We start from the raw sequence: 26,422 nt of genomic DNA on the forward strand, positions 1-26,422 counted from the left end.
CTAGCAGGTCGTGCGGCCAATAGTCGTGCAGGTGGTAAGACCACAGCTCCTGGTGACTCATGCCGCTGGGTGCCTGGCTCTACAGGGCGACAACGGCACAGCCGACATGCTGCGGCAGGTGCGGGCGATCTAGCTGAGGTGCCTGAAACCTGATTGAAGCAGCCCAAATAGGCAAATCCAGAACTACTGATCCTGGTGGGGCGCCTAACGCTCTCACCTTGCTGCCGCGCCTAGCCTGTCCACCCCGCCCGACCTGCCGCCCCCACCTCTGCGCTATGCTGGGCCTTACCGCGCCCAACCGGCGTGGTCATCAAGAATCGCCGACAGGGGTTTTTCCTGCCCATACCGGCGTGGCAACCGGCCCCCATTGCGGCACGGTGCCCTCAGGAAAGTGCCGCCCCCGCGCGCTGACGATAGCGCGAACGGCAACGATGGCCCGCTTTAACGGCGCCCCCGCGCTCAACGCTTGATGTGGCGGCCCTGGTGGCCAGCCCAGTCTGCAAGAGGTTCACGACGTGACGGACATTCGCGCCGAGGCGCACCGACGTATTTTGATTCTGGACGGCGCCTGGGGCACCCAGCTGCAGCGCGCCGGCCTGACCGAGGCCGACTTTCGCCTGCCTGACGCCGACCCCCTGCGGATGTACCGGGGCAATTTCGACCTGCTGCAACTCACCCGCCCCGATATGATTCGCGGCGTTCACCGCGCCTACTTTGAGGCCGGGGCAGACATCGCCAGCACCAACACCTTCAATTCCACGACCATCAGCCAGGCGGATTACGGCACAGAAGCGCACGCCCGCGCCATGAATGTGGCGGGTGCCCGGCTGGCCCGCGAGGTGGCCGACGAATTCACGGCGCGCGATGGCCGCCCCCGCTGGGTGGCCGGCAGCATTGGGCCCACGAACCGCACCGCCACCCTCTCGCCGGATGTGGAGCGCCCTGAGTTCCGCAACGTCACCTTTGACGATCTGGTGGCCGCGTACGCCGAGGCGGCCGAGGGCCTGATCGAGGGCGGCGCCGACCTGCTGCTGCTAGAAACGGTCTTCGATACCCTGAATGCCAAAGCGGCGCTGTACGCCTGCGAGGAAGCCTTTGCCCGCACCGGCAAGACCCTGCCGGTCATGCTGTCCGGCACCATCACCGACGCCTCAGGGCGCACGCTGAGCGGGCAGACCCCCGGAGCGTTTGCCATCAGCACGGCCCACGCCCACCTCTTCAGCCTGGGACTGAACTGCGCGCTGGGGGCCGACCTGCTGCGCCCCCATCTGCGGGACATCGCCAGCAGCACTGAGGCCCTGGTCTCTGTTCACCCCAACGCGGGCCTGCCCAACGCCTTTGGCGAGTACGACGAGACCCCCAACTACACGGCCGCCGTGCTGGCCGACTTTGCCCGCGAAGGTCTGGTGAACATTGTGGGGGGCTGCTGCGGCACCACGCCCGACCACATCCGCGCGATTGCCGAGGCCATGCGGGACATTGCCCCGCGCACCGCCCCCCGCCTGCCCACCCAGCTGCGCCTGAGCGGCCTGGAGGCGCTGACGGTCACCCCAGAACTGAACTTCGTGAACGTGGGCGAGCGCACCAACGTCACGGGCAGCCCCAAGTTTGCCAAAGCCATTCTGGCCGGCGATTACGAAGCTGGCCTGAAAATTGCCCGCCAGCAGGTCGAAAACGGCGCGCAGCTGGTGGACGTGAATTTCGATGAAGGCATGCTGGACGGCGAGGCCGCAATGGTGAAGTTCCTGAACCTCCTGGCTGGGGAACCGGATATTTCCCGCGTGCCGCTGATGCTGGATTCCTCCAAATGGGAGATTCTGGAAGCGGGCCTCAAGCGGGTGCAGGGCAAGGCCGTGGTGAATTCAATCTCGCTAAAGGACGGTGAAGAGAAGTTTCTGGAGCGCGCCCGCCTGCTGCGGCGTTACGGCGCGGCGGCGGTGGTCATGGCCTTTGACGAGCAGGGGCAGGCCGACAATCTGGCGCGGCGCACCGAGATCACCTCGCGCGCCTACCGCCTGTTGACAGAACAGGCCGACTTTCCGCCGCAGGACATCATTTTTGACCCCAACGTGCTGACGGTGGCCACCGGCATTGAGGAACATGACCGCTACGCGCTGGACTTTATCGAGGCCACGCGCTGGATCAAGACCAATCTGCCGGGCGCGCTGGTGTCAGGCGGCATTTCCAACGTCTCATTCGCCTTCCGGGGCAACAACCATGTGCGCGAGGCGATGCACGCGGTCTTTCTGTACCACGCCATCCGCGCGGGCCTGGACATGGGCATCGTGAACGCGGGGATGCTGGCAGTCTACGAGGACATTGAGCCAGAACTGCGTGAGGCCGTGGAGGACGTGATTCTGGCCCGCCGCCCACAGACGGGCGACCTCAGCGCCACCGAGCGCTTGGTCGAGCTGGCGGACCGCTACAAGGGCATCAAGCGGGAGGTCGGCGCTGCCAGCGCGTGGCGCGACCTGTCCGTGCAGGAGCGCCTGACGCACGCGCTGGTGGCCGGCATCACCGACTTTGTGGACGCCGACGCCGAGGAAGCGTATCAGGCACTCGGCTCGCCGCTGGCCGTCATTGAAGGGCCGCTGATGGACGGCATGAACGTGGTGGGCGACCTGTTCGGGGCCGGCAAGATGTTTCTGCCGCAGGTGGTCAAGTCGGCCCGCGTGATGAAACGCGCCGTGGCCTACCTGACGCCGTACATGGAGGCCGAGAAGCAGCAGAGCGGCGGCAAGGGCCGGGTGCTGCTGGCCACCGTTAAGGGCGACGTTCACGACATCGGCAAGAATATCGTGGGCGTGGTGCTGGCCTGCAACGGGTATCAGGTCACCGACCTGGGCGTGATGGTGCCCACCGAGAAGATTCTGGACGAGGCCGCGCGCATCGGCGCCGACGTAATCGGGCTGTCTGGCCTGATTACCCCCAGCCTGGACGAGATGGTGACGGTGGCCCGCGAGATGACCCGGCGCGGGCTGACCCTGCCGCTGCTGATCGGCGGCGCGACCACCAGCCGCGCCCACACCGCTGTCAAGATTGACCCGGCCTACCCCGGCCCCGTGGTGCATGTGCTGGACGCCAGCCGCGCCGTGACCACCACCGCCGACCTGCTGGCCGACGCCGCCGGGGTGCAGGCGCGCATCCGCACCGAATACGACGCCCTGCGTGAGCGCCACGGCGGGCGGCAGGTCCGCCTGATTGACCTGAAAGACGCCCGCGCCCGAGCGCCGCAGCTCTCCCCCGCCCCGGCCCCGGCCCCGCGTGAACGTGGCCGGCAGGTCATCGAGCAGTCGCTGTCTGGCCTGCTGGACTACATTGACTGGACCCCTTTTTTCATCGCCTGGGAAATGAAGGGCATCTACCCGAACATTCTGACCGACCCCCTGCGCGGCGCCGAGGCCCGCACCCTCTTTGCCGACGCCCAGGCGCTGCTCCGGCGCGTGATAGACGAAAGGTTGCTGACCGCACGCGGCGTGATCGGGCTGTGGCCCGCAGCGCGCGACGGCGACGACATTGCCGTGCAGGTGGCGCCGTCCGCGCCTCTGGGCGAACCGCTTGATCTGCACACGCACGAACTTGCCGCCGGACGCGAGGCCCTCCCCGAGGTGGTGCATCTGCATACCCTGCGTCAACAGCGCGACCAGACCACGCCCAACACGGCGCTGGCCGACTTCATCCAGCCGGCTGGCGACCATATCGGGGCGTTTGCCGTGGCCATTCACGGCGCCGAGGAACTGGCCGCGCGGTTCGAGGCCGAACACGACGACTACAGCGCCATTCTGGTCAAAGCGGTAGCCGACCGGCTGGCCGAGGCTTTCGCCGAAAAGCTACACCGCGACGTAAGGACCCACCACTGGGGCTACGCCCCCGACGAGACACTGGGCAACGACGACCTGATCCGGGAACGCTACCAGGGCATTCGCCCGGCCCCTGGCTACCCTGCCCAGCCCGACCACACCGAGAAGCGCACCCTGTTTCGCCTCCTGAAAGCAGAAGAAGCTGGCCTGCGCCTTACCGAATCCTGCGCCATGACCCCTGCAGCCGCCGTCTCTGGCCTGTATTTTGCCCATCCCGAAGCCCGTTATTTTGCCGTGGGCCGCATCGGCCGTGACCAGGTGGAGGACTACGCCGCGCGCAAAGGCCTAACCGTGCAGGAAACCGAGCGGTGGCTGGGGCCCATCCTGGCCTACAACGCCGAAGAGGCCACAGGTCGGGAGGAGCCGAGGGAAGCCGTGCCTCTTCGGCCCTTAGAGCCGGTGACCCTCAGACCTGCTGTAGGCGGTTCCCTGTGAGCCGCATCTCGGTCGAACTCGTGCCCCGCAGCCGCTCGGGGCTGAAAGCAGAATTGGCCGAGGTCAAGGCGCATCTGAGTGAGGTGGATACCGTCAACATCCCCGACCTGACCCGCTACTCCCTGCGCTCCTGGGCCGGATGCAGCTTTGCGGGACCGGGCCTGACCTCTATTCCCCACCTGCGGGCGGTGGATTTCAACCCGCGCGAGCCGCTGCCCTTCCTGCCCCTGTTGGAAGCGCACGGCATAGAGGAAGTGCTGGTCGTTACAGGGGACGCACCTGTGGACATGAGCGCCAAGGTCTACGACGTGGACGCCGTGGACCTGATTCGCCGCCTGAGCCGTGAGGCGCCGCACCTGCGGGTCTATGCAGGGCTTGACCCTTACCGGCAGTCTTTCGTGCGCGAGCGCAATTATCTGGAACGCAAGCTAGACGCCGGCGCGTGCGGGTTTTTCACCCAGCCCTTCTTCGACCTGCGCGTGGCCGACACCTGGGGCGACCTGCTGCCGGACGGCACGCCAGTCTGGTGGGGGGCGACCAGCATCCTCACCGAGGCGAGCTTCAACTACTGGCGGGCCCGCAACCACGCAGTCTTTCCCCGCTCCTTCACGCCGACGCTGGCGTGTAACCGCACCTTTGCCCGCGATCTGCTGCATTTTGCGCGTGAACGCGGTCAGCACGCCTACTTCATGCCCGTAAAGGTCAAGGTGCTCGACTACCTGGGCGGCCTGCTGAGTGGCCAGCAGGAGCGGCGGCCTCGTCAGGAAGCCGTCTGGAACGCCAGCCTGTAGAGGGCTGACGGCACAGAGCGTTTCTCTCTGCAAAGGGCCTGGAAGCGATTGAAGGTTGCTTTGAGGGTAGGGGCTCCTCCACCTCAACAGGTCTCTCTGTCTACGCTGAGTGAATCGGCCCCTCTCTCCAAAGCTCGGGGCAAATGCGTTCCCAATCACCTTGCCAACAAAAGAGGCACCAGGATGTCTCCCGGTGCCTTTCTGCCGCCCGACTCAGCTCGCGCTGTTGTCTACGACGACGGTAAAGCTCTTGCTGGCCTTGCCCTTGGCCGGCACATCAACTTTCAGGTTGGCTGTGCCCTGGCTGCGAACCGGCGCGGCGCTGTCAATGATGATGATGCGCCCGCCGATGCGCTCGGCGACCTCGGCGCGCACCACACGGTCCTTGCTGCTCTCAAACGCGTAGGTGACGCGGTAGGTCGTCTTGGTCACGTTCCCCTTGGCGTCTTTGACCTGGGCGGTGGTCTGTACGCTGCGGGTGTAGACCACATCCGGGTCCTCGCCCAGCGTGAAGTCCACGGTGCCGCCCTCGCGCGTCTCGCTGATATTCGTCTGGCCCACGATCCGGCCGTCCTCTCGCACCGTAATCGGGCCAGCGGGCAGGCGCTGGTCGGCCTTGAATCGGTAGAAACGGTTCAGATTCCCCTCGCGCGTCTCGGTGCCAAAGTAAGTGTTCAGGCCCACGTAGCGCTCGAAGGTGGTCAGCTTGGGCGTCAGGAAGGGCAGCGTCACCACGCTGTTGGCGGGCAGCGTAAAGGGCGTGGTCAGTGCGTACCGGTACAGCCCACGCAGTTCGCCCTGGCTCTCGATTTTGGGTGCAGCACCTGATTCAGCCATTACCGGAGCCGCCATCGCCACATCGCGCATCATGTAGGCCGCTTCCTGCTGGTTTTGCACGTTCACGTCGCCCGCGTACAGCTCGGTGTTCTGCACCTCGTAGGGCTGCTCGGTGGTGTTGCGAATATCGGCCAGAGCGCCCAGCTGGGCACCGGCGCTGCTGGCCTTCAGGGTGTAACGCGGCTGCCAGGTCACGGCGCGCGTCAGGTAGCCCAGTGTGCCCTGGCCGGGGCGGGCCAGCGTGTAGGTTACCGACTGCGTGGGCCGCTGCGCATTCACCGGGGGCAACACGTCAAACTGCAGGTCCTCGTAGCGGGCATTGAAATAGCGGCCCTGGGCGTCCTTCACCAACAGGTCGCGGGCGCGTACCAGTGTCACTGGCTCTAGCTCGCCGTCACGCTTCAGGTAGACCGTTTTGCCTTCCAGGCTGGCCAGCCAGTTGGGTTCCTGCTTCTGAATGGCCTGTGTAAAAGCCAGGCCGTCCAGGTCCAGGCTGCCTACCAGAATGCTGTCCCAGGTGTCCTGCGGCAGGTTGATGTTCAGCGTGTTGGTGGTGCTGCTGACTGGCTGGCGCACCTCTGAGAAGCTGGGGTAGATGCGAAGGTCGGCGGCATGGGCGTGGCCCAGGGCAAGAGCAGAGGCGACGGCGAGGACAGCGGGCAACGCAGTTTTCATGGCTGTATCGTGCCGCGCCCTCAATTGTGAGATGTGAGAGTGTCCGTCAGAAATAAAACAGAACTGACCCGCCCCCAAAATAGAGGGGCGGGCGTGACTCAGAAAACTTTAGTAAAACCAACCATCAATAAAACACCAGATAGGGCCACTCATACCGCCACCAGAACAAAAGTTGAGTGTCTCATTACCAGCAGCGGAAACGCTGGACGAACCGATCAAAAGACTCAAGGCCAATGCAGACACACGAAATTTCTTCATATTCTTCCTCCCTATGAGACATTGCTCGATTTAAGGGTAGGAAGAAGGGAAGACACATTCAAGCAGATTTGCCCATCTATGACATCCAGTTACAGAATGTCGTCGCGGATGCAGGCCTTGAAGTGGCCGGGGCTGACTTCGCGCAATTCGGGGATGATGTTGGCGCAGTCGGCAATCGCATAGCGGCAGCGGGTGCGGAACACGCAGCCACTGGGCGGATTGATGGGGCTGGGAATGTCCCCTTCCAGAATGATGCGCTGGCGCTTGACCGTGGGATCGGGCACCGGTGCCGCCGAGAGCAGGGCCTCGGTGTAGGGGTGCTTGGGGTTGGTGTTCAGCTGGCGGCTGGGCGCAACTTCCATCACGCGGCCCAGGTACATCACAATGATTCGGTCGCAGATGTACTCCACGACGGCCAGGTCGTGGGCAATAAACAGCACCGTCAGACCCAGTTCTTCCTGAAGGTCTTGCAGCAGGTTGACGACCTGCGCCTGAATGGACACGTCCAGGGCCGACACCGGCTCGTCGGCCACGATAAACGCGGGGTCCACGGCCAGGGCGCGCGCAATGCCGATGCGCTGGCGCTGCCCACCCGAGAACTCGTGCGGGTAACGGCGCATATGCTCGGGGCGCAGGCCGACCTTTTGCAGCAGCTCGGCAATGCGGTCAATGCGGCCCTTGCCGGGGTGCAGGTTATGAATCTGCATGGCCTCGCCGATGATGTCCGAGACCGTCATGCGCGGGTTCAGGGACGCGAAGGGGTCCTGAAAGATGATCTGCATCTCACGGCGGTAGTCCCGCATCTGGCCCTTGCTGAGCTTCGTGATGTCGGTGCCGTTGAAGATGACCTGGCCGCCTGTGGGCTCAATCAGGCGCAGGATGGCGCGCCCGGCCGTGGTTTTGCCCGAGCCGGACTCGCCCACCAGACCCACCACTTCGCCGCGCCCAATCTTGAACGACACATCGTTGACGGCCTTGACGTTTCCCACCACGCGCGAGAGCAGCCCGCCGCGAATGGGAAAGTATTTTTGCAGGTTCTGAACGTCCAGCAGCGTGTCGCCGGTCGCCGGCATGGTGCGGCGGGTCTGGGCGCTTGGTTTGGGGGCAGCGGTCATGCGGTCACTTCCTGAGCCTGGGCAAATTCACGCCAGCGGATGCAGCGGGCCATGTGGCCGTGCCCGGTGTCTTCCAGCGCGGGCACAGCTTTCGAGCAGTCGGGAACAGCGAACTTGCAGCGCGGCTCAAAGGCACAGCCGGGCGGCAGGCTCAGGGGGTTGGGGACGTTCCCAGGGATGGCTTCCAGGCGGCCCTTGGGCTGGCCAGGCACATGCTCCACCTCACCCGGACGGGGAATCGAGTTCAGCAGGCCCATGGTGTAGGGATGGCGGGGGGCTTTGAAGATCTCGACCACGTCGCCTTCTTCCACCACGCGCCCGCCGTACATGACGACCACGCGGTCGGCCATTTCGGCCACCACGCCTAGGTTGTGCGTAATGAAGAGGATGCTCATACCCACTTCTTTTTGCAGCTTGCGCATCAGGTCCAGAATCTGGGCCTGAATGGTCACGTCCAGCGCGGTGGTGGGCTCATCGGCAATCAGCAGGGCCGGCTTGCACGACAGGGCCATGGCAATCATCACGCGCTGGCGCATCCCGCCCGACATCTGGTGTGGGTACTCATTGACGCGCTTTTCAGGTGCTGGAATGCCCACGAACCGCAGCATGTCGGTGGCCACGCCCATGGCCTCTTTCTTGTTCTTGCCCTGATGCAGCATGACCGCTTCAGCAATCTGGTCGCCCACCGTATACACGGGGTTCAGGCTGGTCATCGGCTCCTGAAAAATCATGGAGATGTCATTGCCGCGAATCTTGCGCATCGCCGCTTCGCTGAGCTTGGTGATGTCTTTGGGCGCGCCGTCCTTGCCCGTGAAGAGAATCTCGCCCTCCACGATCTTGCCCGGAGGGCTGGGAATGAGGCGCATGACCGACAAGCTGGTTACGCTCTTGCCCGAGCCCGATTCACCCACGACAGCCAGCGTCTCACCCTTCTTGATGTGGAAAGTCACGCCGTCTACGCTCTTGACGACGCCGTCGTCAGTATTGAAATACGTCTTGAGGCCGTTTACGGCCAGCAGGACTTCACCCTGGTGGGTCATTGTTCCTCCGTTTTGCGCACGCCAAACATCATACAACTGGATTGAATGGTAAGGGACAATCAGTGCCCGGACGCGGCCCGCAAATCTGGCCGCGTCCGGGCAGAAAAACCTACGAGCGCTTGCGAGGATCGAAGGCGTCGCGCAGGCCGTCACCGAGCAGCTGGAAGCACATCACGGTAAACACGATAAAGAAGCCAGGAATCAAGACCCAGGGCCTCTGATTGAGGCTACTTAAACCGCCGTCCTGCGCCTGCTTGAGCAAACTGCCCCAGGAAGCGTAGGGCTCAACAGCACCAATACCGAGGAAGCTTAAGCCAGATTCGAGCAGGATGTAGCTGGGGATGGCCAGTGAGGTCACCACGATGACGTAAGTCGTCATGGTGGGCAGCATGTGACGAATCATGATGCGGTTATCGCTGGCGCCCAGACTCTTGGCGGCCGAGACAAAATCCTGCTCACGCACACTCAGAAGCTGCCCACGTGTGCTGCGTGCCAGGCCGCCCCAGCCGATAAACGCCAGAATGCCGAGAATGACATAGAGCGCAAAGATAGGGTTGATGTCCTTAGGGAAGACACTGCGCAGCAAGAGAAGCAGAAACAAGGTAGGAATGGAAGCCAGCACCTCAACAAGGCGCATGATAAGCGTATCAACGAAGCCGCCAAAGTAAGCAGAGGCTGCGCCCATGAAGAGCCCAATCAACGTGCTGATAAGCACGGCCCCCACGCCAATGGTCAGACTAATCTGTGAAGCATACAGAGTACGGCTCAGCAGGTCACGACCCAGGTCTTCTGCTCCGAAGAGATAGATACTGCATTCCGAGTTACCAGTACCAAATAGATGCAGGCTGCCAGGAAACAGTCCTAGAATCCTGTATGTATCTCCACGCACGCCGAGGTAGAGAGGGCATTTCTGGGCCGATGGCCGGTACTCATTGACGAACGTCTCCGGATTGAGCTGCTGGGTGTACTTATAGACGAAAGGCCGACCAAAAGCTCCCGTTTCTGGGTCACGGAAATGAATGGGCGTAGGAGGATGAAAGCGCGTGATGTTGCTGGTGGAATAGTTAGACAAACCTGCAGGAGCCAGGAACGGCGCAAAGAGCGCCATGAGGTAGATGGCAATGAGCATGACGCCGCCAGTCTGAGCCAGGCGGTTTTTGCGGAATTGAGACCAGGCCACCGCGAACTGTGATTGCCCTTGGGCCTTCACTTGTTTGGTTGATACTGTAGAGGCTGTTGTGGTCACCGCCATCACCCGACCTTGATGCGGGGGTCAACAACCGCTAAAAGAATGTCGCTCAGTGCGTTGCCCACCACCAGCAGGACCGTGGTGATCACGGTAAAACCCGCAATCAGGTACAGGTCCTGCGCGTTCAGGGCGTCCAGAATCATAGGTGTAATGCCAGGATAGGCAAAAACCACTTCCATAAAACCAGCTCCACTGACCGCTGCTGGCAGCAACCCGCCAATGCCAGCCACAATCGGCAAGATAGCGTTACGGAAAGTGTGCTTCCAAATGGCAGTCCGCTCGGTAACCCCTTTGGCCCGTGCGGTACGGATGTAATCAGCGCGCATCACTTCGAGCATCTGACCGCGGATGACGCGGGTCGTTCCTGCGGCGTCACTGACGGCCAACACCAGTGCCGGAATAAGAATGTGTTTGAGTACGTCCCAGATCTTTCCCAGTGGACTGTAGTCGTCAAACTCGTTGCTGGTCATACCAATGAATGGGATATCGATATTTGTCTTCTGCTTGAGTAACAGCAGGCCATAAATAACAATCAAGGCCAAGAAAAAGCTAGGGAAGCCAAGCAAGAAATACAGGACCACATTAACGGCCTTATCGATCAATGAATTCTGCCGCACCGCCCCGAATACGCCCAGCGGGATTGCAATGGCATAGAAAAACACCAAGTTCAGCAGCACCAAGCAGAGTGAATTGAAAATGCGCGGTCCCATCACATCTAGCACTGGCTGCTGATATGAAAAGGACAAGCCAAAGTCGAAATTGAAAAGCATATTCCGCATCCAGAGGAAATACTGCTCAATAGGATGGCGGTCCAGGCCAAAATTGCGTTGCAGGGCAGCCAACTGCTCAGGGCTAATGTTGGGATTAAGTTTTGCAGGCGTGAGAAAGTCGCCAGGCGCCAGCTGAATCACGAAAAAGATCAGCAGGCTGGCCAGAAGTAAGGTGGGGATGGACTGCACCACCCGCCGCAGCAGGAATGGAATCATGAACGTACTCCGTGACTGGTCATGCGTGTGGGGGGTAGTCCGCGCGGGCGAACCACCCCCCGTTGGGAGCAGAAATGCTCTGGTATTACTTGATGAAGGTCAGGGCCTGGAGACGGTGGCCGTAGTAAGCGTCCATCATGTTGGCCGCGAACTCGCCGCCCAGACGCTCATTGAAAGCCACATGGAAGTTCCCGCCGACCAGGTAGATGACGGGCTGCAACTCGCCTTCGGTCTTCATCAGCTGACCACCAATAGTGCGGCGGCGGGCGTCGTTCAGCTCGGCGTCACCCTGGTAATACAGCTTGGTCATCAGCTGTTCCTGACTGGTCAGGCACTTACCGCTGGTGGGGTTGTTGTAGCTGTGCAGGTTGGTACCGCAGGGCACAACGTTGGTGCCGAAGCTCCAGATGTTGCTGCCACCAGACAGGCCCAGCAGAATCGCGTCAAATGGACGATTCTCGCCCTTAGCAGTCAGCTGACCCACCAACGTGTTGAAATCGATAGGCGTGAAGTTGACTTTGACGCCCACCTTCTTGGCCTCGTCACGGAAGATAGCGCCGAGTTGCTCGCGCACCGTGTTACCCGCGTTGGTGCTGAGGTTGAATTCCAGGACCTTGCCCGCCTTATCCACGAGGTAGCCTTGGGCATTCTTCTTGGTGTAGCCCAGCTGGGCCAGCAGACGGGTTGCCTCGGCCAGGTTGTACTTGTACTGGGGCGCACCAGCAGCGAGACCTGCGTCAATCTGCTGTTTGAAGATTGGGTAAACGCTGAAGTAGGTGGGGGTGCCCAGGCCGCCTAGCGCCAGCTGAACCATCGCGTCGCGGTTGGCAATGTGGCTCATGGCGCGGCGGAAGCGCACGTCACGGAACAGCTTCTGCTTAGCGGCGTCATCCGTCTTGTTCCAGTTAAAGGTGATCCACTGACTGGTGGCCTGCGGGCTCACGTTGGCCTTCAGGAAGGCCTTGAGGCTGCCACCGTCAATAGCACGCTTAGTCTGCGCCAAGTCGTCGGCGTTGCGCATGCCTACGGTGTCAATTTGACCCGCCAGGAAGGCCGCCAGTGCCGCATTGGCGTCGGCCACAATCCGCACCGACAGGTTGTTCAGGTAAGGCAGTTCCTGGCCACGGCTGTCTTTATTCCAGTCACCGAAGTAAGTGTTCTTTTTAAAGACAGTGCGCTCGCCGGCGCGGTAGCTTTCCATCGCCCACATGCCAGGTGTCACGATCTGGCTGGCTGGCGTGGCCAGACCCCACATCTTCTTGATGGCGTCAGCGCCGCCGCTACGGTAAGCGGCACCAAAGATATGGTCAGGCCAGGGCGTGAAGGACATGATGCTCAGAGCAGAAGCACTCTGCTGCGGGAAGTCGAACTGAAGAGTGTAATTGTCGAGCTTCTTGATGGTGATGGGTTTGCCGGCCAGGAAAAAAGTGTCACGGCTGTTGCTGCCCACCTTGTCGTCAGTGTGAATCTTCCAAGTAGTGACCCAATCCTCAGCCGTGATGTTCTGACCGTCACTGAATTTCATACCCTGACGAATCTTGACCACAAACCGCTTATTGCTGTTGCTCACCACAGGCGCGGCGGCAGCCATGTATGGAATGAACTCATCGTTGCGGGGATCCTGAGCAAACAGACCTACCGTGCCTGTGCCGCCCGTCGACAGACGGGTGGGGATGCTATCTGCCTCCGCGCTAGTGAAAGGATTCATAGTTTTGAAGTCGCTGATGGCCGAGATGCGAAGCTCGCCGCCACGCTTGTTTGCAGTATTTTGCTCAGCCGTCCACGCAGCAGGATAAGCAAACGTCTGAGCAGCGGCAGAGCCAACGCTCAGGGCGAGGGCAAGGGTCAGGATCTTCTTCATAGGTTCCTCCGAAAAGTTGCAGCTGTGGAATATGACAACGCGCCGGCTCACGCCGGGAGTGGCATTGAAAAAGGGTTTTCCAGCGAGGCCAACTATATGGAATGGCTTAGATTTGGTCAAGGTACGCCGCAACAATACAGAGGCGCGTCATGGCAAGGTCAGCCCAAACTTACAATTACGACCCGGCCTGGACAGAATTCCCAGAGACACCATAAAAAGCCCGCCATACCACACGTGACGGGCCAGAGCGAAGAACAAGTTTTTAGCGCGAGACGAAGCTAATTAGCAGCGCCAGCAACATGAAAAACCCACCTAACACGCTGGTGATGCGAATCAGGCCACCCTCGACGCCGCGCCCACCCAGCAGGGAACCGCCTGACGCCATGCTGGCCGAGAGCCCTGCCTGCTTGGGCACTTGCAGCAGTACGAAAAACACCAGCGCCAGGCACGCCAGCGCAAACAGCACGATAAACAGGTTCAGAATCATGACAGACCTCGGGGAAAGAGAGCCAGAACTCTGCTGGCCAATAGGTCACGGTATAGCACGCCCGCGCCTGCTCTAACCGGTCAGTCCCTACTTGCGGCGCACCCGCCGCGCGCCGTGGTCTGGCCGCACACCATCAGCTATCAAGTGCAACCACTGGCTGAGGTAATACCCCACCAGCAGCGGCGCGGCAACCTTCCAGCTCAGCGGCTCGGGCAAGGTAGGAAGCGTCAACCCCGGCACCAGATAGGTCAGCAGGCCCAGTACCAGCGCCACGATCAGGGCCACGTAGAGCAGACGAGTGAGCGGCCCCACCAGCCAGGTGTGTGACCACCCCCGGTGACTAAAGAGCATGCCGTAAGGCACCCACAGCACCCCCAAGACCCCCCAGTGCCGCTTGCTGTCCACCCGCCCCTCGGCCAGGTCAAGGTCGGGCGACAGCAGAAACGTGCCAGCGGCGTAGGCCAGCGTGAACCACAGACCTTGCGCGGGCGTCACCACCACGGCCTCCAGCCGGGAAGCCACCAGCGTAGCCGCAGCCAGCACGCTATAGGCCGCAATATTGATCAGGTTATGCACTCGTCCACTGGGCACGCGCGCCATTGTGCCAGACCTGTCCAGTGGGATGCACCGGGCTTCATGCACCCTCAGAAAACTTCAGGCATCCTGAGGCCACATGCCCAACTTGCTGCCCCGCCTGCCCGGCCTGCTGCTGCTGACCGCCCTGCTGGCCGCGTGTAATCCGACCCCGACGCCCAGCGATGCCCTTGACGCCCGCACCGTCCCACTGGCCCAGGCCGCCAGCGGCAGTACGAGCGTTCCGTTCGCGGGGCAGTGGCGAGTCACTGACCGCCCGGACTGGCTCAGCGTCACCCCTCTGTCTGGTCAGGGAAATGTCACCCTGACCATCACGGCCGACCGCGCGGCAGCTACGCCCCTGAAGGCCAATCAGTCTGAGCTCAGTGGGCAGATCAAGATTGAATGGACCTCCGGCACGGGCAGCGTGGCCAAATCAGGGGCAGCACTCTGGACGGTCACCGCTCAGCAGTTTGAGCTGGGTGGGCGCCTGGTCGCCCCAGCCCAGGCCCAGGGTCAGGACGCGCAGTCTGCGGCGTCGCTCAGGACACAGGCCCCAGCCGGCACTGCACGCGGCGTCATTGTGAAATACCGCAGCGCCAGCCTGAAGCCTCAGGGCGGGGCCAGCTTGAGCGCCGCACAGCTAGGACAGCGCACTCTGGAAGCAGCACGCCTTAAGGTGCTGGCCACCTCTGCTCTAGGCACGCAGAGCGCACAACTGAATGTGACCAATGTTGACGCCGCCCTGGCGGCCCTGCGCGCTGACCCTCAAGTCGAATACGCCGTGCCCAACGCGGTCCTGAGCGCCCAGGCCCAGCCCGTCGTCCCCAGCGACCAGTTTGCCGGGCTGCAATGGGCTTACCCTCTGATGGGGTACGGCGGCGTGTGGCGCGACATGGAAGCAGGCGGCTACACCAAGCCCGTCACGGTGGCCGTCGTGGATACGGGCGTCCGTTTTGACCACCCAGACCTGAAGGGCCAGCTGTGGGGCCCAGGCGAGGGCGCCCTGGACGTGCTGCCCTTTACGGCCGGCGACGCCCAGACCTCGCCCTACGACAGCGGCGACGGCGACGGCCCCGATACCGACCCCACCGACCCCAGCATCCAGGGCCGCACCACAGGCAGTCACGGCACTCACGTCACCGGCATCATCGCCGCGCGCTGGGGCGACAATGGGGTGTCCTGTGATGGCTGTAGCCAGACCGGCGTGGTCGGTGCCAGCTACAAGGCCAATATCAAGGTGCTGCCGATTCGGGTGCTGGACGCGCAGGGCAACACCAGCGAGGCTGATGTGATTTCGGCGGTGCGCTACGCGGCGGGCTTGCCAGTCACCCTGGGCACCACCACCTACCGCAACCCACACCCCGCGCAGGTCATCAACCTCAGCCTGGGCGGCGACATCAGCGCCGATACCGCCCGCCCCATGTGCGACGCCATCGCAGAAGCCCGCAGCGCCGGTTCGCTGGTCATTGCGGCGGCGGGCAACGGCTACGGCACCTCGCCCTATTACCCCGCTGCCTGCTCCGCGGCGGTGGCCGTGGGCAGCGTGACCCTCTCAGGCGGCAGCGCGCCGCAAAGGTCGAAATTCAGTAACGCTTATCCCGAGGTGCAGCTCTCGGCGCCGGGCGGCGCTGAGCCCTACGGCGGCAACCGTTTTAATGGCGGAACCCTGAACGGCCAGCCTTTCCCAGACGTGATTCTCTCGACGGACTGGGACTACATGAAGAATCAGCCCAATTACGCCGCCCAGGTGGGCACCAGCCAGGCCAGCCCGCAGGTGGCGGCCCTGGCGGCGCTGCTCCTCAGTAAGGGCGTCACGACTGGCCCCGCCGACACGCTGGCCCGCCTGGTGGCCACGGCCACTGACCTGGGAGCCCAGGGCCGCGACGACCAGTTTGGCTACGGTATGGTCAACGCGGCCGCCGCCCTGAATGCGCCCGCAGTCAGCAGCACCCTGGGCCTGCGGCTGCAAAGCGCGCGCGGCCTGACCTTTCAGCCTGCCGTGGACGCCCTGGGCCGGTTCCAGGCGTACCTGGGCGACGGCACCTACCGCGTGATCGGCGGCCTGGACACCGACAGCAACGGCATTTACGGCGAAGCCCACGAGAAGCGGGTCGAGCGCGAGGTGACGCTGGCCCGGGCCACGCCCCGCGTGGATGTCGGCGACCTGCAACCCCGCTGACCCCTAAGCGTTCAGTGCGCCGCTGAGCCTTGTCCTCAGCGGCGCACGTCTATCACGGTGCGGCCCCGCACACGCCCCGCCAGAATCTCTGGGGCCAGCGTGGGCACCTCGCTCAGCCCCCGCGTCTGGGTGATGGGGGCCAGGCGCGCGGCAGGCAGATCACGGGTCAGGCGGGCCCAGGCGGCCTCCCGGCGCTCGGCCGGGCACGTCACCGAGTCCACGCCCAATAGATTGACGCCGCGTAAAATGAGCGGAAACACCGTCGTCCGCAGGTCGTGCCCCCCCGCCAGCCCGCACACCGCCACCGAACCGTGGGTGCGGGTCGAAGCGTAAGCGCCGGCCAGGGTCGCGCCGCCGACGGTGTCCACCACGCCGGCCCAGCGCTCCTTTTCCAGGGGCCGGGTCAGGCCAGACACCTCCTCACGTCCTATCACGCGGGCGGCCCCCAGGTCGTGCAGGTAAGCTGCCTCCTCTGGGCGGCCAGTGCTGGCGACGACCTCATGGCCAGCAGCGGCCAGCAGCGCCACGGCGGTACTCCCCACGCCGCCCGCCGCACCCGTCACCAGCACCTCACCCTGACCGGATTTCAGGCCAGCGGCCTCCAGCGCCAGCACAGCCAGCATGGCCGTAAAACCAGCTGTGCCCACACTCATGGCCCAGTGGGGCGTGGTCCCCGGAGGCAGGGCCACCAGCCAGTCGGGGTGCACGCGGGCCAGTTCGGCATACCCCCCGTCCTGGCGCTCGCCTATTCCCCAGCCGGTCAGCAGGACGGGGGCGCCAGGAGCCCAGCGCCCAGAGCGGTCTTCCAGCACCGTGCCGGCCAGGTCAATGCCGGGTGTCATGGGATGCGCCTTCAGGACGCCCGGGCGGCCCAGCACCGCCAGGCCATCTTTGTAATTCAGGCTGGAGTGAGACACCGCCACCACCACGTCCCCGGCGGGCAGTGCGCTGAGCGGCAGGGTCTGAAACTCGGCGTGCGTGCTCTGGTCGGCTTGCTGAGCACGCAGGGCGCGGAAGGTCGCAGGCAGGGTGGACATGAGAGCAGGCTAGCGCGAGAGGCCCCAGCCTTGAGCGTCCATTCAGAGGCGCCCGCCCAAGCTGACACCTCTGTGTTAGACTCCGCCCTGCATATGGAGCCTCCCAGTTCCGGCTCTCTGACCGCGCCCGGTGACGACCGCCAGGGAGCGGCGTTTTTGCTTGGCACCCCCCCACTGGTCACCGACGCCCTGACGCCCGAGCGGCGTCAGGCGGGCAGCATGTGCCTTGCGGATGACCCCGACGCGACCACGGAGCGCGTCCTTACATGAGTGACCTTTTTGGTATTCTCGCCCTGTTTTTTCTGGTGTTGATGAACGGCTTTTTTGTGGCCGCCGAGTTCGCCCTGGTCAGCGTGCGCCGCACGCGCATCGACCAGCTGGCCGAGGAAGGCAACGCCACGGCGCGGGTCACCCAGCGCGCCCTGCAAAATCTCGACCTGTATATCGCCGCCACCCAGCTGGGCATCACCATGGCCAGCCTGGCGATTGGCTTTGTGGCCGAGCCAGCCATTGAACACCTACTCGAACCTCTGTTTCCCGAAGGCCAGTTTACGGAGGCACAGGTCAAGGCAATCTCGTTTGGGGTGGCTTTTGCCATCAGCACCGTCCTGCACATCGTGTTCGGCGAGCTGGCGCCCAAAAGCTGGGCCTTGCAGCGCAGCGAGCAGGTCAGTCTGCTGGTCACCCGCCCGCTTCTGGCCTTTACCACGGTTTTCAAGTGGGCCATTAAGGGGCTGAACGCCCTGGGCAACGGGGTTGTTCGCGCCTTCGGCCTGCGCGGCGTGGCGGGACATCACACCGCCTACTCCGAAGAAGAAATCCGGATGATTGTCAGTGCGTCCAGCCAGGAAGGCGTACTGGAAGACGACGAAAAAGAGCTGGTGTACAACGTCTTTGACCTCTCGGACACCACCGTGCGCGAGGTCATGACACCCCGCATCGAAATGGTACTGGCCGACAGCGCCGCGCCGCTGCGCCGCCTGCTGGAAATGCACGCCGAACACGGTTACTCGCGTATTCCCGCCTTTCAGGACACGCCCGACAACATCGTGGGCATCGTGCATACCGGAGACGTGCTCGCCCACCTGGACACCCTGGACCACACCCTGATTGCCGACATCATGCGCCCGGTGTTCTTTGTGCCGGAAGGGATGAAAATCAAGGACCTCCTCACCAAATTCCGCGACAAGAAGAGCCACCTGAGCATCGTGGTGGACGAGTTCGGCGGCACGGCGGGGCTGGTCACGCTGGAAGACGCCCTGGAAGAGATTGTGGGCGAAATCTACGACGAGACCGACGAAGAAGAATTGCCCATGATCGAGGTCATCGGTGAGGGCGTCTACCTGATGGACGCCAGCCTGACGGTGGGCGAGGTCGAGGAGCGGCTGGCCAGCAATATAGAAGACGGTGAGGGCGAATTTGATACCCTGAGCGGCTTCATGACTGGCTACTTTGGGGACATTCCCGAAGCCGGCCAGAGCTTCACCCACAACGGCTGGGCCTTCACGGTCGAGGCCGCTGACCAGCGCCGCGTGACGCGGGTGCGGGTGGAGCGCGCCCCGAACACCGACCCGCTGGACCCCGAGGACACCCATGAGTAACGCCCTGAACCTGACCCCCGACCCCCAACTGCTTGAAGGCGCCAAAGCCGCGTTTAAGCAGGCGTACGCTCCTTACAGCAAGTTCCATGTGGGCGCCGCCCTGCGCACCAGTGATGACCGCGTGTATTTTGGCGCCAACGTCGAAAATGCCAGCTACGGCCTGGGCCGCTGCGCCGAGCAGAGCGCCGTGCAGGCGATGGCCACCGCCGGGGGCCGCGACTTTACCGACATCGTCGTGTATTCCGAAGCCTCGCCGCCAGCCAGCCCGTGTGGCGCATGCAGGCAGGTGCTCTACGAATTTGCCCCCGACGCCCGCGTGGTCTGTGTCAACCAGCACGGTGAAGTGGTCAGCGGCTACGTGAAGGACTTTCTGCCCCACGGTTTTCGGCTGGAACAGCGCGACGACGGCCACGACGTCAGCGTTCAGTAAAGACAGAGCATTCAGGGGCGGCGGCAAGCCGCCTCTTCCTTTGGTGCCAGCGTGGGCCAGTGATAGGCCAGCACGGTGGTCACACTGGTCAGCGCCTTATGAGGCCGGGGAAGCCCGTCGGGAGGAACGGGCGCCAGCGCTCCTGCCGGGCCAAAGGTCAACGTGACCCGCATGCAGATCGCCTGATCCTGAAGCCAGACCTGTTTGATCTGCCGGCCAAACATCCGCTGGCCCGCTTTCAGGTGCAGGTCGGGCACTACCCCACGCACCTGGCCCCGCAGGTTCCAGAGCCGCAGCGAGGTGTCACCCCAGGCCACCAGGTACCGCCCGTTGGGGGTCCAGAGAGTGCCAGGAAGACCACGAGTACGCTAGAGAGCCTGGAGATCACCAGTTGCCTTAACCAGAAAAAGGTCGCACCAGTCGGCGTTCACTGGCCCCAAAACGCACCGCTGAACCACCGCAGCGGTGCGGGTACGGTTAAAGGCGACCGTGGGGCGAGTATCGGTAAACAGGTCGTCTGGCCCTGGGTCGCGCAGGGGCACCTGCACTGCGGTGCCACCGGGGAATGTCACGGAAAAGAACAGGGCCGCCGCCAGCAGAAGCATGAACCAGCCTACGCAGCCTGACCCAGCGCGCCGTCCGCCTTTGGCATGAAATATAAAAGCGGGAGAAGCCAGTGCGGCCTCTCCCCTTTGACCCTCTCTTTGGCTTATTGCAATGCGGCGCGCACGCCCTCCGTCAAGGTGGTCGTAGGGCGGCCTATCAGGCGGCGCAGGTCACCCGAATCTGTGTAGAGGTCGCCCTTTTCCAGGTGCACATCTGAGTCAGCCAGCATCTCGGCCAGGGCGTCCGGCAGGCCCACGCCGCGCAGCATCTGGGCGTAGTCACCCTCCGGCATATTCTGGTACACCACCGGGCGGCCACTCTGGGCCTGCACCTCGGCGGCCAGGTCGCCCAGGGTAAAAGCCTCATCGCCGCCCAGTTCATAGACCGCATTGTCGTGGCCCGGCTGACTCAGCACGGCGGCGGCGGCCTCGGCGTAGTCGGCGCGGCTGGCGGCACTCACGCGGCCCTCGCCCGCACTGCCAGCTACAGCGCCGTACTGCGCCGCCTGGGCCGGGTTGTAGTTTTCCAGATACCAGCCGTTACGCAGAAACACAAACGGCAGGCCAGAGGCGCGGATCAGGTCTTCGGTGGCTTTGTGGTCAGCGGCCAGAGCGAGGCCCGAAGTGTCGGCGCGCAGAATGCTGGTATAGGCCAGCAGCTTGACACCAGCGCGCACAGCGGCGTCCACGACCTGCCGGTGCTGGCCCACACGGTCTTCAAAATCATTCGAAGAAATCAGCAGGAGTTTATCTACCCCTTGCAGCGCGGCGTCCAGCGTTTCAGGCTGCCGGTAGTCGGCCTGGCGCACCTGGACTCCCTGCGCCTCTAGTTCTGCGGCTTTGGCCGGGTTCCGCACCAGTGCAACGATGTTCTGGGCGGGCACGCCCCGTTTCAGCAGGGCGGCGATAGTCAGCTGGCCGAGGTGGCCGGTGGCTCCAGTAATGGCAATCATATGAACTCCTGAGGCTCGGAACGCCGAACCAGCGACGAGAGGCAAGGGTGTAGAGAAAAAGTTGACAGGTCAGTGCAAAAAAAATCAGGCAGGCTGGGCCAGAGCCTGGTGGATGTCAGACAGACAGATCTGGGCCAGCCGGGCTTCCAGGGCCGCCTGAGCCTGATCAAATACGTCATCCAGCACCCCCTGAATACGCGCGCCCACCGGGCAGGCCGGATTGGGTTTGCGGTGCCGCTTCAGGACCATTTCTGGCGCATCTACGGCGCGGTAGATGTCCAGCAGACTGATGTCCTGGGCCGGTCGGGTCAGCCGCGCTCCGGGGACGCCGCGCTGTGTGGTGAGCAGGCCCGCACGCCGCAGCAAGCCCGTCACCTGGCGCACCACCACAGGATTCACCCCGACACTGCCCGCCATGTCCTCAGAACTGGGCGGCTCGGGCGAGTCGTTCACCAGAGACAGAATATGGACAGCGATAGCGTACTGACTGTTCATAGAGTTCCTCCTCTGGCAAGTCTCTTCGCCTTGTCATATTTTTATTTACAAGTAAGAGTTGTGTCAAGTGGCCAGGAGACTTGAAGAACGTCTTGTGAGCAGAGTGAGTAAGTTTGCTCACTCCTACTTTTGAGAACCGGGGGCCTCAGTCAGTGGAAAGATTGTGGTGACGGCCTCGCCGGGTGGCGTCAACATGGCTGAGGCCCAGGCCTTCACCGTCATTCGGCGCAGTGGTGACCGCGTAACCCAACAAAACCTTGACTTTAGCCGCGCCGTTCAGGGGCCCTACTCCACGCTGGGCCTGCTGGCGGAACTCCGTCAAGCGCTGCTGGGCCGCCAAGACGGGTGCCAATGCTGAAAGAAAACACGCGCTGAGAGACATGCAGTCCATCGCCTTTCCAGTGTGCTGAGGCTGTAAATGGCACGCCAGGACTCAGACACTCTCAGGGCAGCACAAGCACAGAACTCCAGCAGAGCCTTATGCCCTGCTGGAGTTGCAGTTGATGTTGCCTTAGCTGCCCAGCAACAGGCCGGTGTCCTCCGCGCCTCTCACCCAGTTCCTGACGGATGACACCACTCTGGCCCACTTGGCCGCGCAGCCCTCCAACCTGAACTGTTTCGGAGTTCCTCCTCTACGGATTGCATCTATTTCGATTGCACATCACAGCCTGCCCGATGTGCACACTCCACACCCGTCAGCCCGCTTCTGCCCTTGTTCTTCTGACCGGATGAAGCCGTTTTTGCAAACGCTTGAGTCGCCCTCTCAGTCGTGGGCAGCGGCCAGGGTCCGCTCTTTGCCGAACTGCTGGGCTTCGGTGCTGCCCGCCAGGGCCGTGGTGCTGCTCTGGCCCCCACCCGCCGCCTGCGCCACCAGGTCAAAGTAGCCAGTGCCCACCTCACGCTGGTGCTTGACAGCTGTGAAGCCGCGCTCCTGGGCGGCAAATTCCCGCTCCTGCAATTCCACGAAGGCGCTCATCTGGGTGCGGGCGTAGCCGTAGGCCAGGTCAAACATGCTCATGTTCAGGGAGTGGAAACCCGCCAGCGTAATGAACTGGAACTTGTAACCCAGCTTGCCGAGTTCCACTTGGAATTTGGCGATGGTCTCGTCGTCGAGGTTCTTCTTCCAGTTGAAGCTGGGCGAGCAGTTGTAGGCCAACAGCTTGCCAGGAAACTGGGCGTGAACGGCCTCGGCAAACTGGCGGGCGTCTTCCAAGTTGGGCACGCTGGTCTCGCACCAGATGACATCGGCGTAAGGGGCGTAGGCCAGCGCGCGGCTGATGGCCTGCTCAATGCCGGGCTTGACGTAATAAAAGCCCTCTGGGGTGCGCTCGCCGGTACAGAAGGGCTTGTCGTTGTCATCCACGTCACTGGTCAGCAGATTGGCCGCGTCGGCGTCAGTGCGGGCAATCAGGACCGTGGGCACGCCGCTCACGTCGGCCGCCAGGCGCGCCGCGTTCAGGGTCCGAATGAACTGACTGGTGGGCACCAGCACCTTCCCGCCCAGATGACCGCACTTCTTCTCGCTGGCCAGCTGGTCTTCAAAGTGAACACCCGCCGCACCGGCCTCAATCATAGCCTTCATCAGCTCGAAGGCGTTCAGGGGACCGCCAAATCCAGCTTCAGCGTCGGCCACGATGGGCACGAAGAAATCCGTATCACTTTTGCCCTCGCTGTGCTGAATCTGATCGGCGCGGCGCAGGGTGTTGTTGATGCGCTTGACCACTTCCGGCACAGAGGAGGCCGGGTAGAGGCTCTGGTCAGGGTACATCTGCCCGGCATTGTTGGCGTCGCCCGCCACCTGCCATCCCGAGAGGTAAATAGCCTTGAGGCCGGCCTTGACCTGCTGCATGGCCTGGTTGCCGGTCAGGGCGCCCAGGGCATTCACAAACGGCTCGTCTTTCATGGCGCGCCACAGCTTCTGGGCGCCGTGGCGGGCCAGGGTGTGTTCGATGGGCAGGCTGCCGCGCAGTTTCACAACTTCCTCGGCGCCGTAATTGCGCTTGATGCCTTGCCAGCGCTCCTCGGTCTGCCAGGTTTTCTCCAGAATCTCGGCGGGCGTTTTGGGGTTGGTGGTCATGGTGGGCCTCCGTAGGGTGTGAAAGGTGCGCCTCACCGCTGCCGGCGAGGTCAGAAGAGGGTCGTCTGGGATGCCCTGCTGGGCGGGTCTTGCTGTAGGGGCATTGTGCGCCGGGCACCTGCGCACAATGCATGGTGTACCCATGACAGACCGGGGTACACCAGCGCCATAAGTACACCACCCAACGCAAATGGCTGGCGGCGCCGAGGTCAGCCCCCGGCGCCGCCGCTTCCCTGCTTAGCCCTGCAGCCAGTCGGCCAGCGCCGCCTCAAATTCAGCGTGGTGGTCGTGGTGGTAGAGCATGCCGTGAAAGCCCGCCGCCTGCGCCGCGTCAATGTTCTCTTGCACGTCATCCACGAAAGCCACCTGCGCGGCTGGCACACCCATGGCATCCTCCAGGGCCGCGAAGGCTTCAGGAGCCGGCTTCTTGTGGCCCAGCTCGTTGCTAAACACCAGGGCGTCGAAGCGGCCAAACCGTGGGTCGCGGCGCAGATGGTCACTAACCACCGGGTAGTTGTTACTCAGCAGGCCCACGCGCACGCCAGCCGGCAGCTGCGCCAGCGTGGTGTACATGGGCGCGTTGTCGTGAATGCTGCCCAGATACAGCGGCTCGAACTCGCTGTACGGCAGCGTCAGCCCCGCCTCTTTCTGCACAGTGGTCCAGAACTGCGGCAGGGTCCAGGCACCAACCTCAAGCTGCCGCACATGCCGGAAATAACTCTCGCGCACACGTTCCACTGGCACCCCACTGCGCTCGGCCACGTTCTGGGTGCTGCGGCCGTCAAAGGTGCCTACAGTAAAGACCCCGCCCCAGTCGAAAGCAACGTGGCGCGGCGCGGCAGAAGGAAAGGTCATGGGCCAGATTGTCGCGCACGGGAGGGGCTGGTCAGCCCAGTGCTGTGCAGACTGCGCCGCCTGATCTCTCCTCTTGACGAGCCAGACCTACGGCCGCCTTCCTGGCGCAGCAAGCATTGAGAGGACAATCAGGCATTCAAAGAAAGAGGTGAACCCTTTCCAACTGCACCAGCTTCGAGGCGCGTTCCACGGTGTCAGGAGAACTAGCCTTCCAGCAGCAGCCCTCGCCCTTCCCAGGCTTTCAGGTTCATGGTGTGCAGCGCCTGCCAGGGCCGCAGCCAGTCGTCTTCAGCGCCCATCTTTTGCCCACGGCCATGGCGCAGCACATGTTGCCGGTGACAGGCCAGTAGCTCGGCCGCGCCCAGACCAGGGTGGCGGTGCACATCCACCTCGGGGCCAGATGACGGGGACAGGGCGTGCGGCGCCCCCGTACTCAGCACGCAGGCAAAGCCACTGGCGCGGTCGCGCAGCCAGGTCAGCAGGTACAGGGAGGGCCAGCCGCCCCCAGCCGTTTCGGGGGTTTCGCTCCAGCGCACCGCCGCCACAACCTCTGGTTCCAGGGTGTAGGCGCGCCAGTGCCGCGTGTCGCTCAGGGTGGGCAGGTAAAAGGTGCCGTGCGCGGTGGCAGGCGCCGCCAGCAGGTCGGCGTGCAGAGCGGCCAGCGCGCGTGAAGCCTCGGGGCTGGCGCCCCAGGTGCGTTCCGGCAGACGCTCAGCGCTCAGCTGTTCGGGCACTGTAGGCCCCAACACCGCGCGGTCCACCAGCCGCGCGCGGCTCAGGTCAGGCAGCAGCGCCACAGCCTGCGCCTCACCGACCAACGTTTGCAACTCCTCGTCGGTCAAGGCGGTCAGGTTCAGGCGGCGGGGCACACGTCACAGCATAGGGGACGGGTGTCACAGGCTTGGCACATGGCCCGCTTTCTGGGCTGTGGTCCTTATAGTGGGCAGGATGACGCGCACGCCCACCTATCACCAGCTCATGCAGCAGGTGGCCCAGACCCTGCTCTCTCATGACGGCCCCATTGTGGTGCTATCCCACGAAAACCCTGACGGTGACGCGCTGGGCAGCGTTCTGGGCCTGGCACGGGCCCTGCGGGGGCTGGGCCGCGAGGTCTACGCCCCCATGGCCACGCCGCGCTACCTAGCATTTGTTCCGCACTCCGGCGAACTGGATGAGCCGCTGACCAGCTGGCCATCAGGCGCGCTGGCCGCCGTGTTGGATGTGGACAACAATGATCCTTCGCGGGTGGCCGGGGCCGATCTGAGTGTGTTTGACGGCCCAGTTGTAAACATTGACCACCACGGCACCAATGCCCGGCAGGCCACGGCGGGCGTGGTCGAGCCGGGCATTCCCGCCGCCGCCATGATGGTGGCCGATCTGCTGGGCGCCATGAACGTGCCCCTAACCCCGGCCATTGCCACGCCGCTGATGCTGGGCCTGGTGACCGACACTGGCAGCTTCCGCTTTGACAGCGTAACCCCCGAGACCTTTGAGTGCGCCGCTGCTCTGCGCCGGGCCGGGGCCGACCTGGGCTGGCTGAGTGACCAGCTGGGGCGCAACCCGCGCACCTACTACACGCTGCTGCGCGAGGTGCTGGGCACTCTGGAATTCCTGCACGGCGGGCGCGTGGTGCAGGCGCATGTCACTGAGGCCATGCTGGAGCGCGCCGGCGCCGCTTGGGACGACGTGGAGAACTATGTGGGCACCCTGCGCAACGCCGAGGGAGCCGAGCTGGCAGTGATGCTCAAGGATTACGGCGACCGCGTGAAGGTGTCGCTGCGATCACGCGGCGCCCTGAGTGCCCAGAACATCGCGGTCGCGTTGGGCGGCGGCGGCCACGTGCCAGCGGCAGGCGCCACCCTGAATCTCCGATATCCAGAAGCCCGCACGCTGCTGGACGCCGCCATTGCTGCCGAACTGGAGCGGGCCGGCGAAGTGGGCTAGGGGAGCCAGAGCCCTGGCAACGCCACAGACATAAGCCCGGTCAGCCACGCAGCTTGACCGGGCCTTTCACTATGTT

The 26,422-nt window shown here is 63.5% G+C and carries 25 protein-coding genes; 8 read left to right on the forward strand and 17 right to left on the reverse strand.

Annotated features, from left to right (window positions below):
• The first annotated feature begins 515 nt into the window (after positions 1 to 515).
• Entirely contained in the window at positions 516 to 4,295 is a 3,780-nt protein-coding gene (gene metH, locus GO986_RS05790) for a methionine synthase (protein WP_369409183.1), read from the forward strand.
• Entirely contained in the window at positions 4,292 to 5,086 is a 795-nt protein-coding gene (locus tag GO986_RS05795) for a methylenetetrahydrofolate reductase (protein ID WP_369409184.1), read from the forward strand. Before metH ends, GO986_RS05795 begins: the two co-directional genes overlap by 4 nt.
• A gap of 213 nt (positions 5,087 to 5,299) precedes the next feature.
• On the opposite strand, the gene GO986_RS05800 is transcribed toward GO986_RS05795, so the two are convergent.
• The 9 genes from GO986_RS05800 to GO986_RS05840 form a co-directional block, all read right to left on the reverse strand.
• Entirely contained in the window at positions 5,300 to 6,598 is a 1,299-nt protein-coding gene (locus tag GO986_RS05800) for a DUF4139 domain-containing protein (protein ID WP_157458320.1), read from the reverse strand.
• Between the two features lie 108 nt (positions 6,599 to 6,706).
• Entirely contained in the window at positions 6,707 to 6,856 is a 150-nt protein-coding gene (locus GO986_RS05805) for a hypothetical protein (protein ID WP_157458321.1), read from the reverse strand.
• Between the two features lie 89 nt (positions 6,857 to 6,945).
• Positions 6,946 to 7,971, reverse strand: a complete 1,026-nt coding sequence (locus GO986_RS05810; RefSeq protein ID WP_157458322.1) for an ABC transporter ATP-binding protein — start codon at positions 7,969 to 7,971, stop codon at positions 6,946 to 6,948.
• A complete protein-coding gene (locus tag GO986_RS05815) occupies positions 7,968 to 9,011 on the reverse strand; it encodes an ABC transporter ATP-binding protein (RefSeq protein WP_198170428.1) in 1,044 nt (347 codons plus the stop codon). The genes GO986_RS05810 and GO986_RS05815 overlap by 4 nt, the downstream gene beginning before the upstream one ends.
• Before the next feature lie 109 nt (positions 9,012 to 9,120).
• A complete protein-coding gene (locus GO986_RS05820; protein ID WP_157458323.1) occupies positions 9,121 to 10,263 on the reverse strand; it encodes an ABC transporter permease in 1,143 nt (380 codons plus the stop codon).
• Positions 10,263 to 11,246, reverse strand: coding sequence for an ABC transporter permease (locus tag GO986_RS05825; RefSeq protein WP_157458324.1), 984 nt, complete (start codon positions 11,244 to 11,246; stop codon positions 10,263 to 10,265). The genes GO986_RS05820 and GO986_RS05825 overlap by 1 nt, the downstream gene beginning before the upstream one ends.
• An 85-nt stretch (positions 11,247 to 11,331) precedes the next feature.
• The gene (locus tag GO986_RS05830) at positions 11,332 to 13,107 is read right to left on the reverse strand and encodes an ABC transporter substrate-binding protein (RefSeq protein WP_157458325.1); all 1,776 of its coding nucleotides are present in this window, start codon (positions 13,105 to 13,107) and stop codon (positions 11,332 to 11,334) included.
• A 262-nt stretch (positions 13,108 to 13,369) separates the two neighbouring features.
• A complete protein-coding gene (gene secG, locus GO986_RS05835; protein ID WP_157458326.1) occupies positions 13,370 to 13,594 on the reverse strand; it encodes a preprotein translocase subunit SecG in 225 nt (74 codons plus the stop codon).
• A gap of 87 nt (positions 13,595 to 13,681) precedes the next feature.
• Positions 13,682 to 14,194, reverse strand: coding sequence for a metal-binding protein (locus tag GO986_RS05840; RefSeq protein ID WP_157458327.1), 513 nt, complete (start codon positions 14,192 to 14,194; stop codon positions 13,682 to 13,684).
• Positions 14,195 to 14,267: 73 nt separating this feature from the next.
• On the opposite strand from GO986_RS05840, the gene GO986_RS05845 reads away from it, so the two are divergent.
• Positions 14,268 to 16,349: a S8 family serine peptidase gene (locus GO986_RS05845; protein ID WP_157458328.1), complete on the forward strand. Its 2,082-nt coding sequence runs from the start codon at positions 14,268 to 14,270 to the stop codon at positions 16,347 to 16,349.
• A gap of 35 nt (positions 16,350 to 16,384) precedes the next feature.
• Here the strand turns inward: GO986_RS05845 and GO986_RS05850 are convergent, their stop codons facing one another.
• Complete coding sequence (locus GO986_RS05850) at positions 16,385 to 17,386, reverse strand: MDR family oxidoreductase (protein ID WP_157458329.1); 1,002 nt, start codon at positions 17,384 to 17,386, stop codon at positions 16,385 to 16,387.
• A 93-nt stretch (positions 17,387 to 17,479) separates the two neighbouring features.
• On the opposite strand from GO986_RS05850, the gene GO986_RS05855 reads away from it, so the two are divergent.
• The 3 genes from GO986_RS05855 to cdd are packed head-to-tail and all read left to right on the forward strand — an operon-like array spanning position 17,480 to position 19,417.
• The gene (locus tag GO986_RS05855) at positions 17,480 to 17,656 is read left to right on the forward strand and encodes a hypothetical protein (RefSeq protein ID WP_157458330.1); all 177 of its coding nucleotides are present in this window, start codon (positions 17,480 to 17,482) and stop codon (positions 17,654 to 17,656) included.
• A complete protein-coding gene (locus GO986_RS05860; protein WP_157458331.1) occupies positions 17,653 to 18,987 on the forward strand; it encodes a hemolysin family protein in 1,335 nt (444 codons plus the stop codon). Before GO986_RS05855 ends, GO986_RS05860 begins: the two co-directional genes overlap by 4 nt.
• Positions 18,980 to 19,417: a cytidine deaminase gene (gene cdd / locus GO986_RS05865; protein WP_157458332.1), complete on the forward strand. Its 438-nt coding sequence runs from the start codon at positions 18,980 to 18,982 to the stop codon at positions 19,415 to 19,417. Before GO986_RS05860 ends, cdd begins: the two co-directional genes overlap by 8 nt.
• An 11-nt stretch (positions 19,418 to 19,428) precedes the next feature.
• On the opposite strand, the gene GO986_RS05870 is transcribed toward cdd, so the two are convergent.
• The 4 genes from GO986_RS05870 to GO986_RS05885 form a co-directional block, all read right to left on the reverse strand.
• Positions 19,429 to 19,734, reverse strand: coding sequence for a hypothetical protein (locus GO986_RS05870; protein ID WP_157458333.1), 306 nt, complete (start codon positions 19,732 to 19,734; stop codon positions 19,429 to 19,431).
• Between the two features lie 51 nt (positions 19,735 to 19,785).
• Positions 19,786 to 20,022 (reverse strand): hypothetical protein, encoded by a 237-nt coding sequence (locus tag GO986_RS05875; protein WP_157458334.1) that lies wholly within the window; start codon positions 20,020 to 20,022, stop codon positions 19,786 to 19,788.
• Positions 20,023 to 20,126: 104 nt separating this feature from the next.
• A complete protein-coding gene (locus GO986_RS05880) occupies positions 20,127 to 20,975 on the reverse strand; it encodes an SDR family oxidoreductase (protein ID WP_157458335.1) in 849 nt (282 codons plus the stop codon).
• Between the two features lie 84 nt (positions 20,976 to 21,059).
• Positions 21,060 to 21,470 carry an Rrf2 family transcriptional regulator gene (locus tag GO986_RS05885; RefSeq protein ID WP_157458336.1) on the reverse strand — a complete coding sequence of 137 codons (411 nt, stop codon included), beginning with the start codon at positions 21,468 to 21,470 and terminating at the stop codon, positions 21,060 to 21,062.
• Between the two features lie 166 nt (positions 21,471 to 21,636).
• Here GO986_RS05885 and GO986_RS05890 point away from each other — a divergent pair, with 166 nt between their 5' ends.
• On the forward strand, positions 21,637 to 21,828 hold the full coding sequence (locus GO986_RS05890) for a hypothetical protein (protein WP_157458337.1): 192 nt from the start codon (positions 21,637 to 21,639) through the stop codon (positions 21,826 to 21,828).
• 405 nt (positions 21,829 to 22,233) lie between these two features.
• On the opposite strand, the gene aceA is transcribed toward GO986_RS05890, so the two are convergent.
• The 3 genes from aceA to GO986_RS05905 all read right to left on the reverse strand — a co-directional run bounded on the left by aceA (position 22,234) and on the right by GO986_RS05905 (position 25,271).
• Positions 22,234 to 23,547, reverse strand: coding sequence for an isocitrate lyase (gene aceA, locus GO986_RS05895; protein WP_157458338.1), 1,314 nt, complete (start codon positions 23,545 to 23,547; stop codon positions 22,234 to 22,236).
• A gap of 237 nt (positions 23,548 to 23,784) precedes the next feature.
• Positions 23,785 to 24,402 (reverse strand): HAD family hydrolase, encoded by a 618-nt coding sequence (locus tag GO986_RS05900; RefSeq protein ID WP_157458339.1) that lies wholly within the window; start codon positions 24,400 to 24,402, stop codon positions 23,785 to 23,787.
• A 203-nt stretch (positions 24,403 to 24,605) separates the two neighbouring features.
• A complete protein-coding gene (locus GO986_RS05905) occupies positions 24,606 to 25,271 on the reverse strand; it encodes a hypothetical protein (RefSeq protein WP_157458340.1) in 666 nt (221 codons plus the stop codon).
• Positions 25,272 to 25,350: 79 nt separating this feature from the next.
• Here GO986_RS05905 and GO986_RS05910 point away from each other — a divergent pair, with 79 nt between their 5' ends.
• The gene (locus GO986_RS05910) at positions 25,351 to 26,346 is read left to right on the forward strand and encodes a DHH family phosphoesterase (protein WP_157458341.1); all 996 of its coding nucleotides are present in this window, start codon (positions 25,351 to 25,353) and stop codon (positions 26,344 to 26,346) included.
• The last annotated feature ends 76 nt before the right edge of the window (positions 26,347 to 26,422 follow it).

The sequence above is a fragment of the Deinococcus arboris genome (assembly GCF_009755355.1).
GTDB lineage: Bacteria > Deinococcota > Deinococci > Deinococcales > Deinococcaceae > Deinococcus > Deinococcus betulae.

What these genes read in the sequence shown, in the direction of transcription:
- GO986_RS05800 (WP_157458320.1), bottom strand. Translation starts at nt 6,598, where the DNA reads ATGAAAACTGCGTTGCCCGCTGTCCTCGCCGTCGCCTCTGCTCTTGCC.
- GO986_RS05900 (WP_157458339.1), bottom strand. Translation starts at nt 24,402, where the DNA reads ATGACCTTTCCTTCTGCCGCGCCGCGCCACGTTGCTTTCGACTGGGGC.
- GO986_RS05820 (WP_157458323.1), bottom strand. Translation starts at nt 10,263, where the DNA reads ATGGCGGTGACCACAACAGCCTCTACAGTATCAACCAAACAAGTGAAG.
- GO986_RS05810 (WP_157458322.1), bottom strand. Translation starts at nt 7,971, where the DNA reads ATGACCGCTGCCCCCAAACCAAGCGCCCAGACCCGCCGCACCATGCCG.
- GO986_RS05850 (WP_157458329.1), bottom strand. Translation starts at nt 17,386, where the DNA reads ATGTCCACCCTGCCTGCGACCTTCCGCGCCCTGCGTGCTCAGCAAGCC.
- GO986_RS05815 (WP_198170428.1), bottom strand. Translation starts at nt 9,011, where the DNA reads ATGACCCACCAGGGTGAAGTCCTGCTGGCCGTAAACGGCCTCAAGACG.
- secG (WP_157458326.1), bottom strand. Translation starts at nt 13,594, where the DNA reads ATGATTCTGAACCTGTTTATCGTGCTGTTTGCGCTGGCGTGCCTGGCG.
- GO986_RS05875 (WP_157458334.1), bottom strand. Translation starts at nt 20,022, where the DNA reads ATGCTTCTGCTGGCGGCGGCCCTGTTCTTTTCCGTGACATTCCCCGGT.
- GO986_RS05825 (WP_157458324.1), bottom strand. Translation starts at nt 11,246, where the DNA reads ATGATTCCATTCCTGCTGCGGCGGGTGGTGCAGTCCATCCCCACCTTA.
- GO986_RS05805 (WP_157458321.1), bottom strand. Translation starts at nt 6,856, where the DNA reads ATGAAGAAATTTCGTGTGTCTGCATTGGCCTTGAGTCTTTTGATCGGT.
- cdd (WP_157458332.1), top strand. Translation starts at nt 18,980, where the DNA reads ATGAGTAACGCCCTGAACCTGACCCCCGACCCCCAACTGCTTGAAGGC.
- GO986_RS05885 (WP_157458336.1), bottom strand. Translation starts at nt 21,470, where the DNA reads ATGAACAGTCAGTACGCTATCGCTGTCCATATTCTGTCTCTGGTGAAC.
- GO986_RS05830 (WP_157458325.1), bottom strand. Translation starts at nt 13,107, where the DNA reads ATGAAGAAGATCCTGACCCTTGCCCTCGCCCTGAGCGTTGGCTCTGCC.
- GO986_RS05880 (WP_157458335.1), bottom strand. Translation starts at nt 20,975, where the DNA reads ATGATTGCCATTACTGGAGCCACCGGCCACCTCGGCCAGCTGACTATC.
- GO986_RS05855 (WP_157458330.1), top strand. Translation starts at nt 17,480, where the DNA reads ATGGAGCCTCCCAGTTCCGGCTCTCTGACCGCGCCCGGTGACGACCGC.
- aceA (WP_157458338.1), bottom strand. Translation starts at nt 23,547, where the DNA reads ATGACCACCAACCCCAAAACGCCCGCCGAGATTCTGGAGAAAACCTGG.
- GO986_RS05845 (WP_157458328.1), top strand. Translation starts at nt 14,268, where the DNA reads ATGCCCAACTTGCTGCCCCGCCTGCCCGGCCTGCTGCTGCTGACCGCC.
- GO986_RS05910 (WP_157458341.1), top strand. Translation starts at nt 25,351, where the DNA reads ATGACGCGCACGCCCACCTATCACCAGCTCATGCAGCAGGTGGCCCAG.
- GO986_RS05840 (WP_157458327.1), bottom strand. Translation starts at nt 14,194, where the DNA reads ATGGCGCGCGTGCCCAGTGGACGAGTGCATAACCTGATCAATATTGCG.
- GO986_RS05860 (WP_157458331.1), top strand. Translation starts at nt 17,653, where the DNA reads ATGAGTGACCTTTTTGGTATTCTCGCCCTGTTTTTTCTGGTGTTGATG.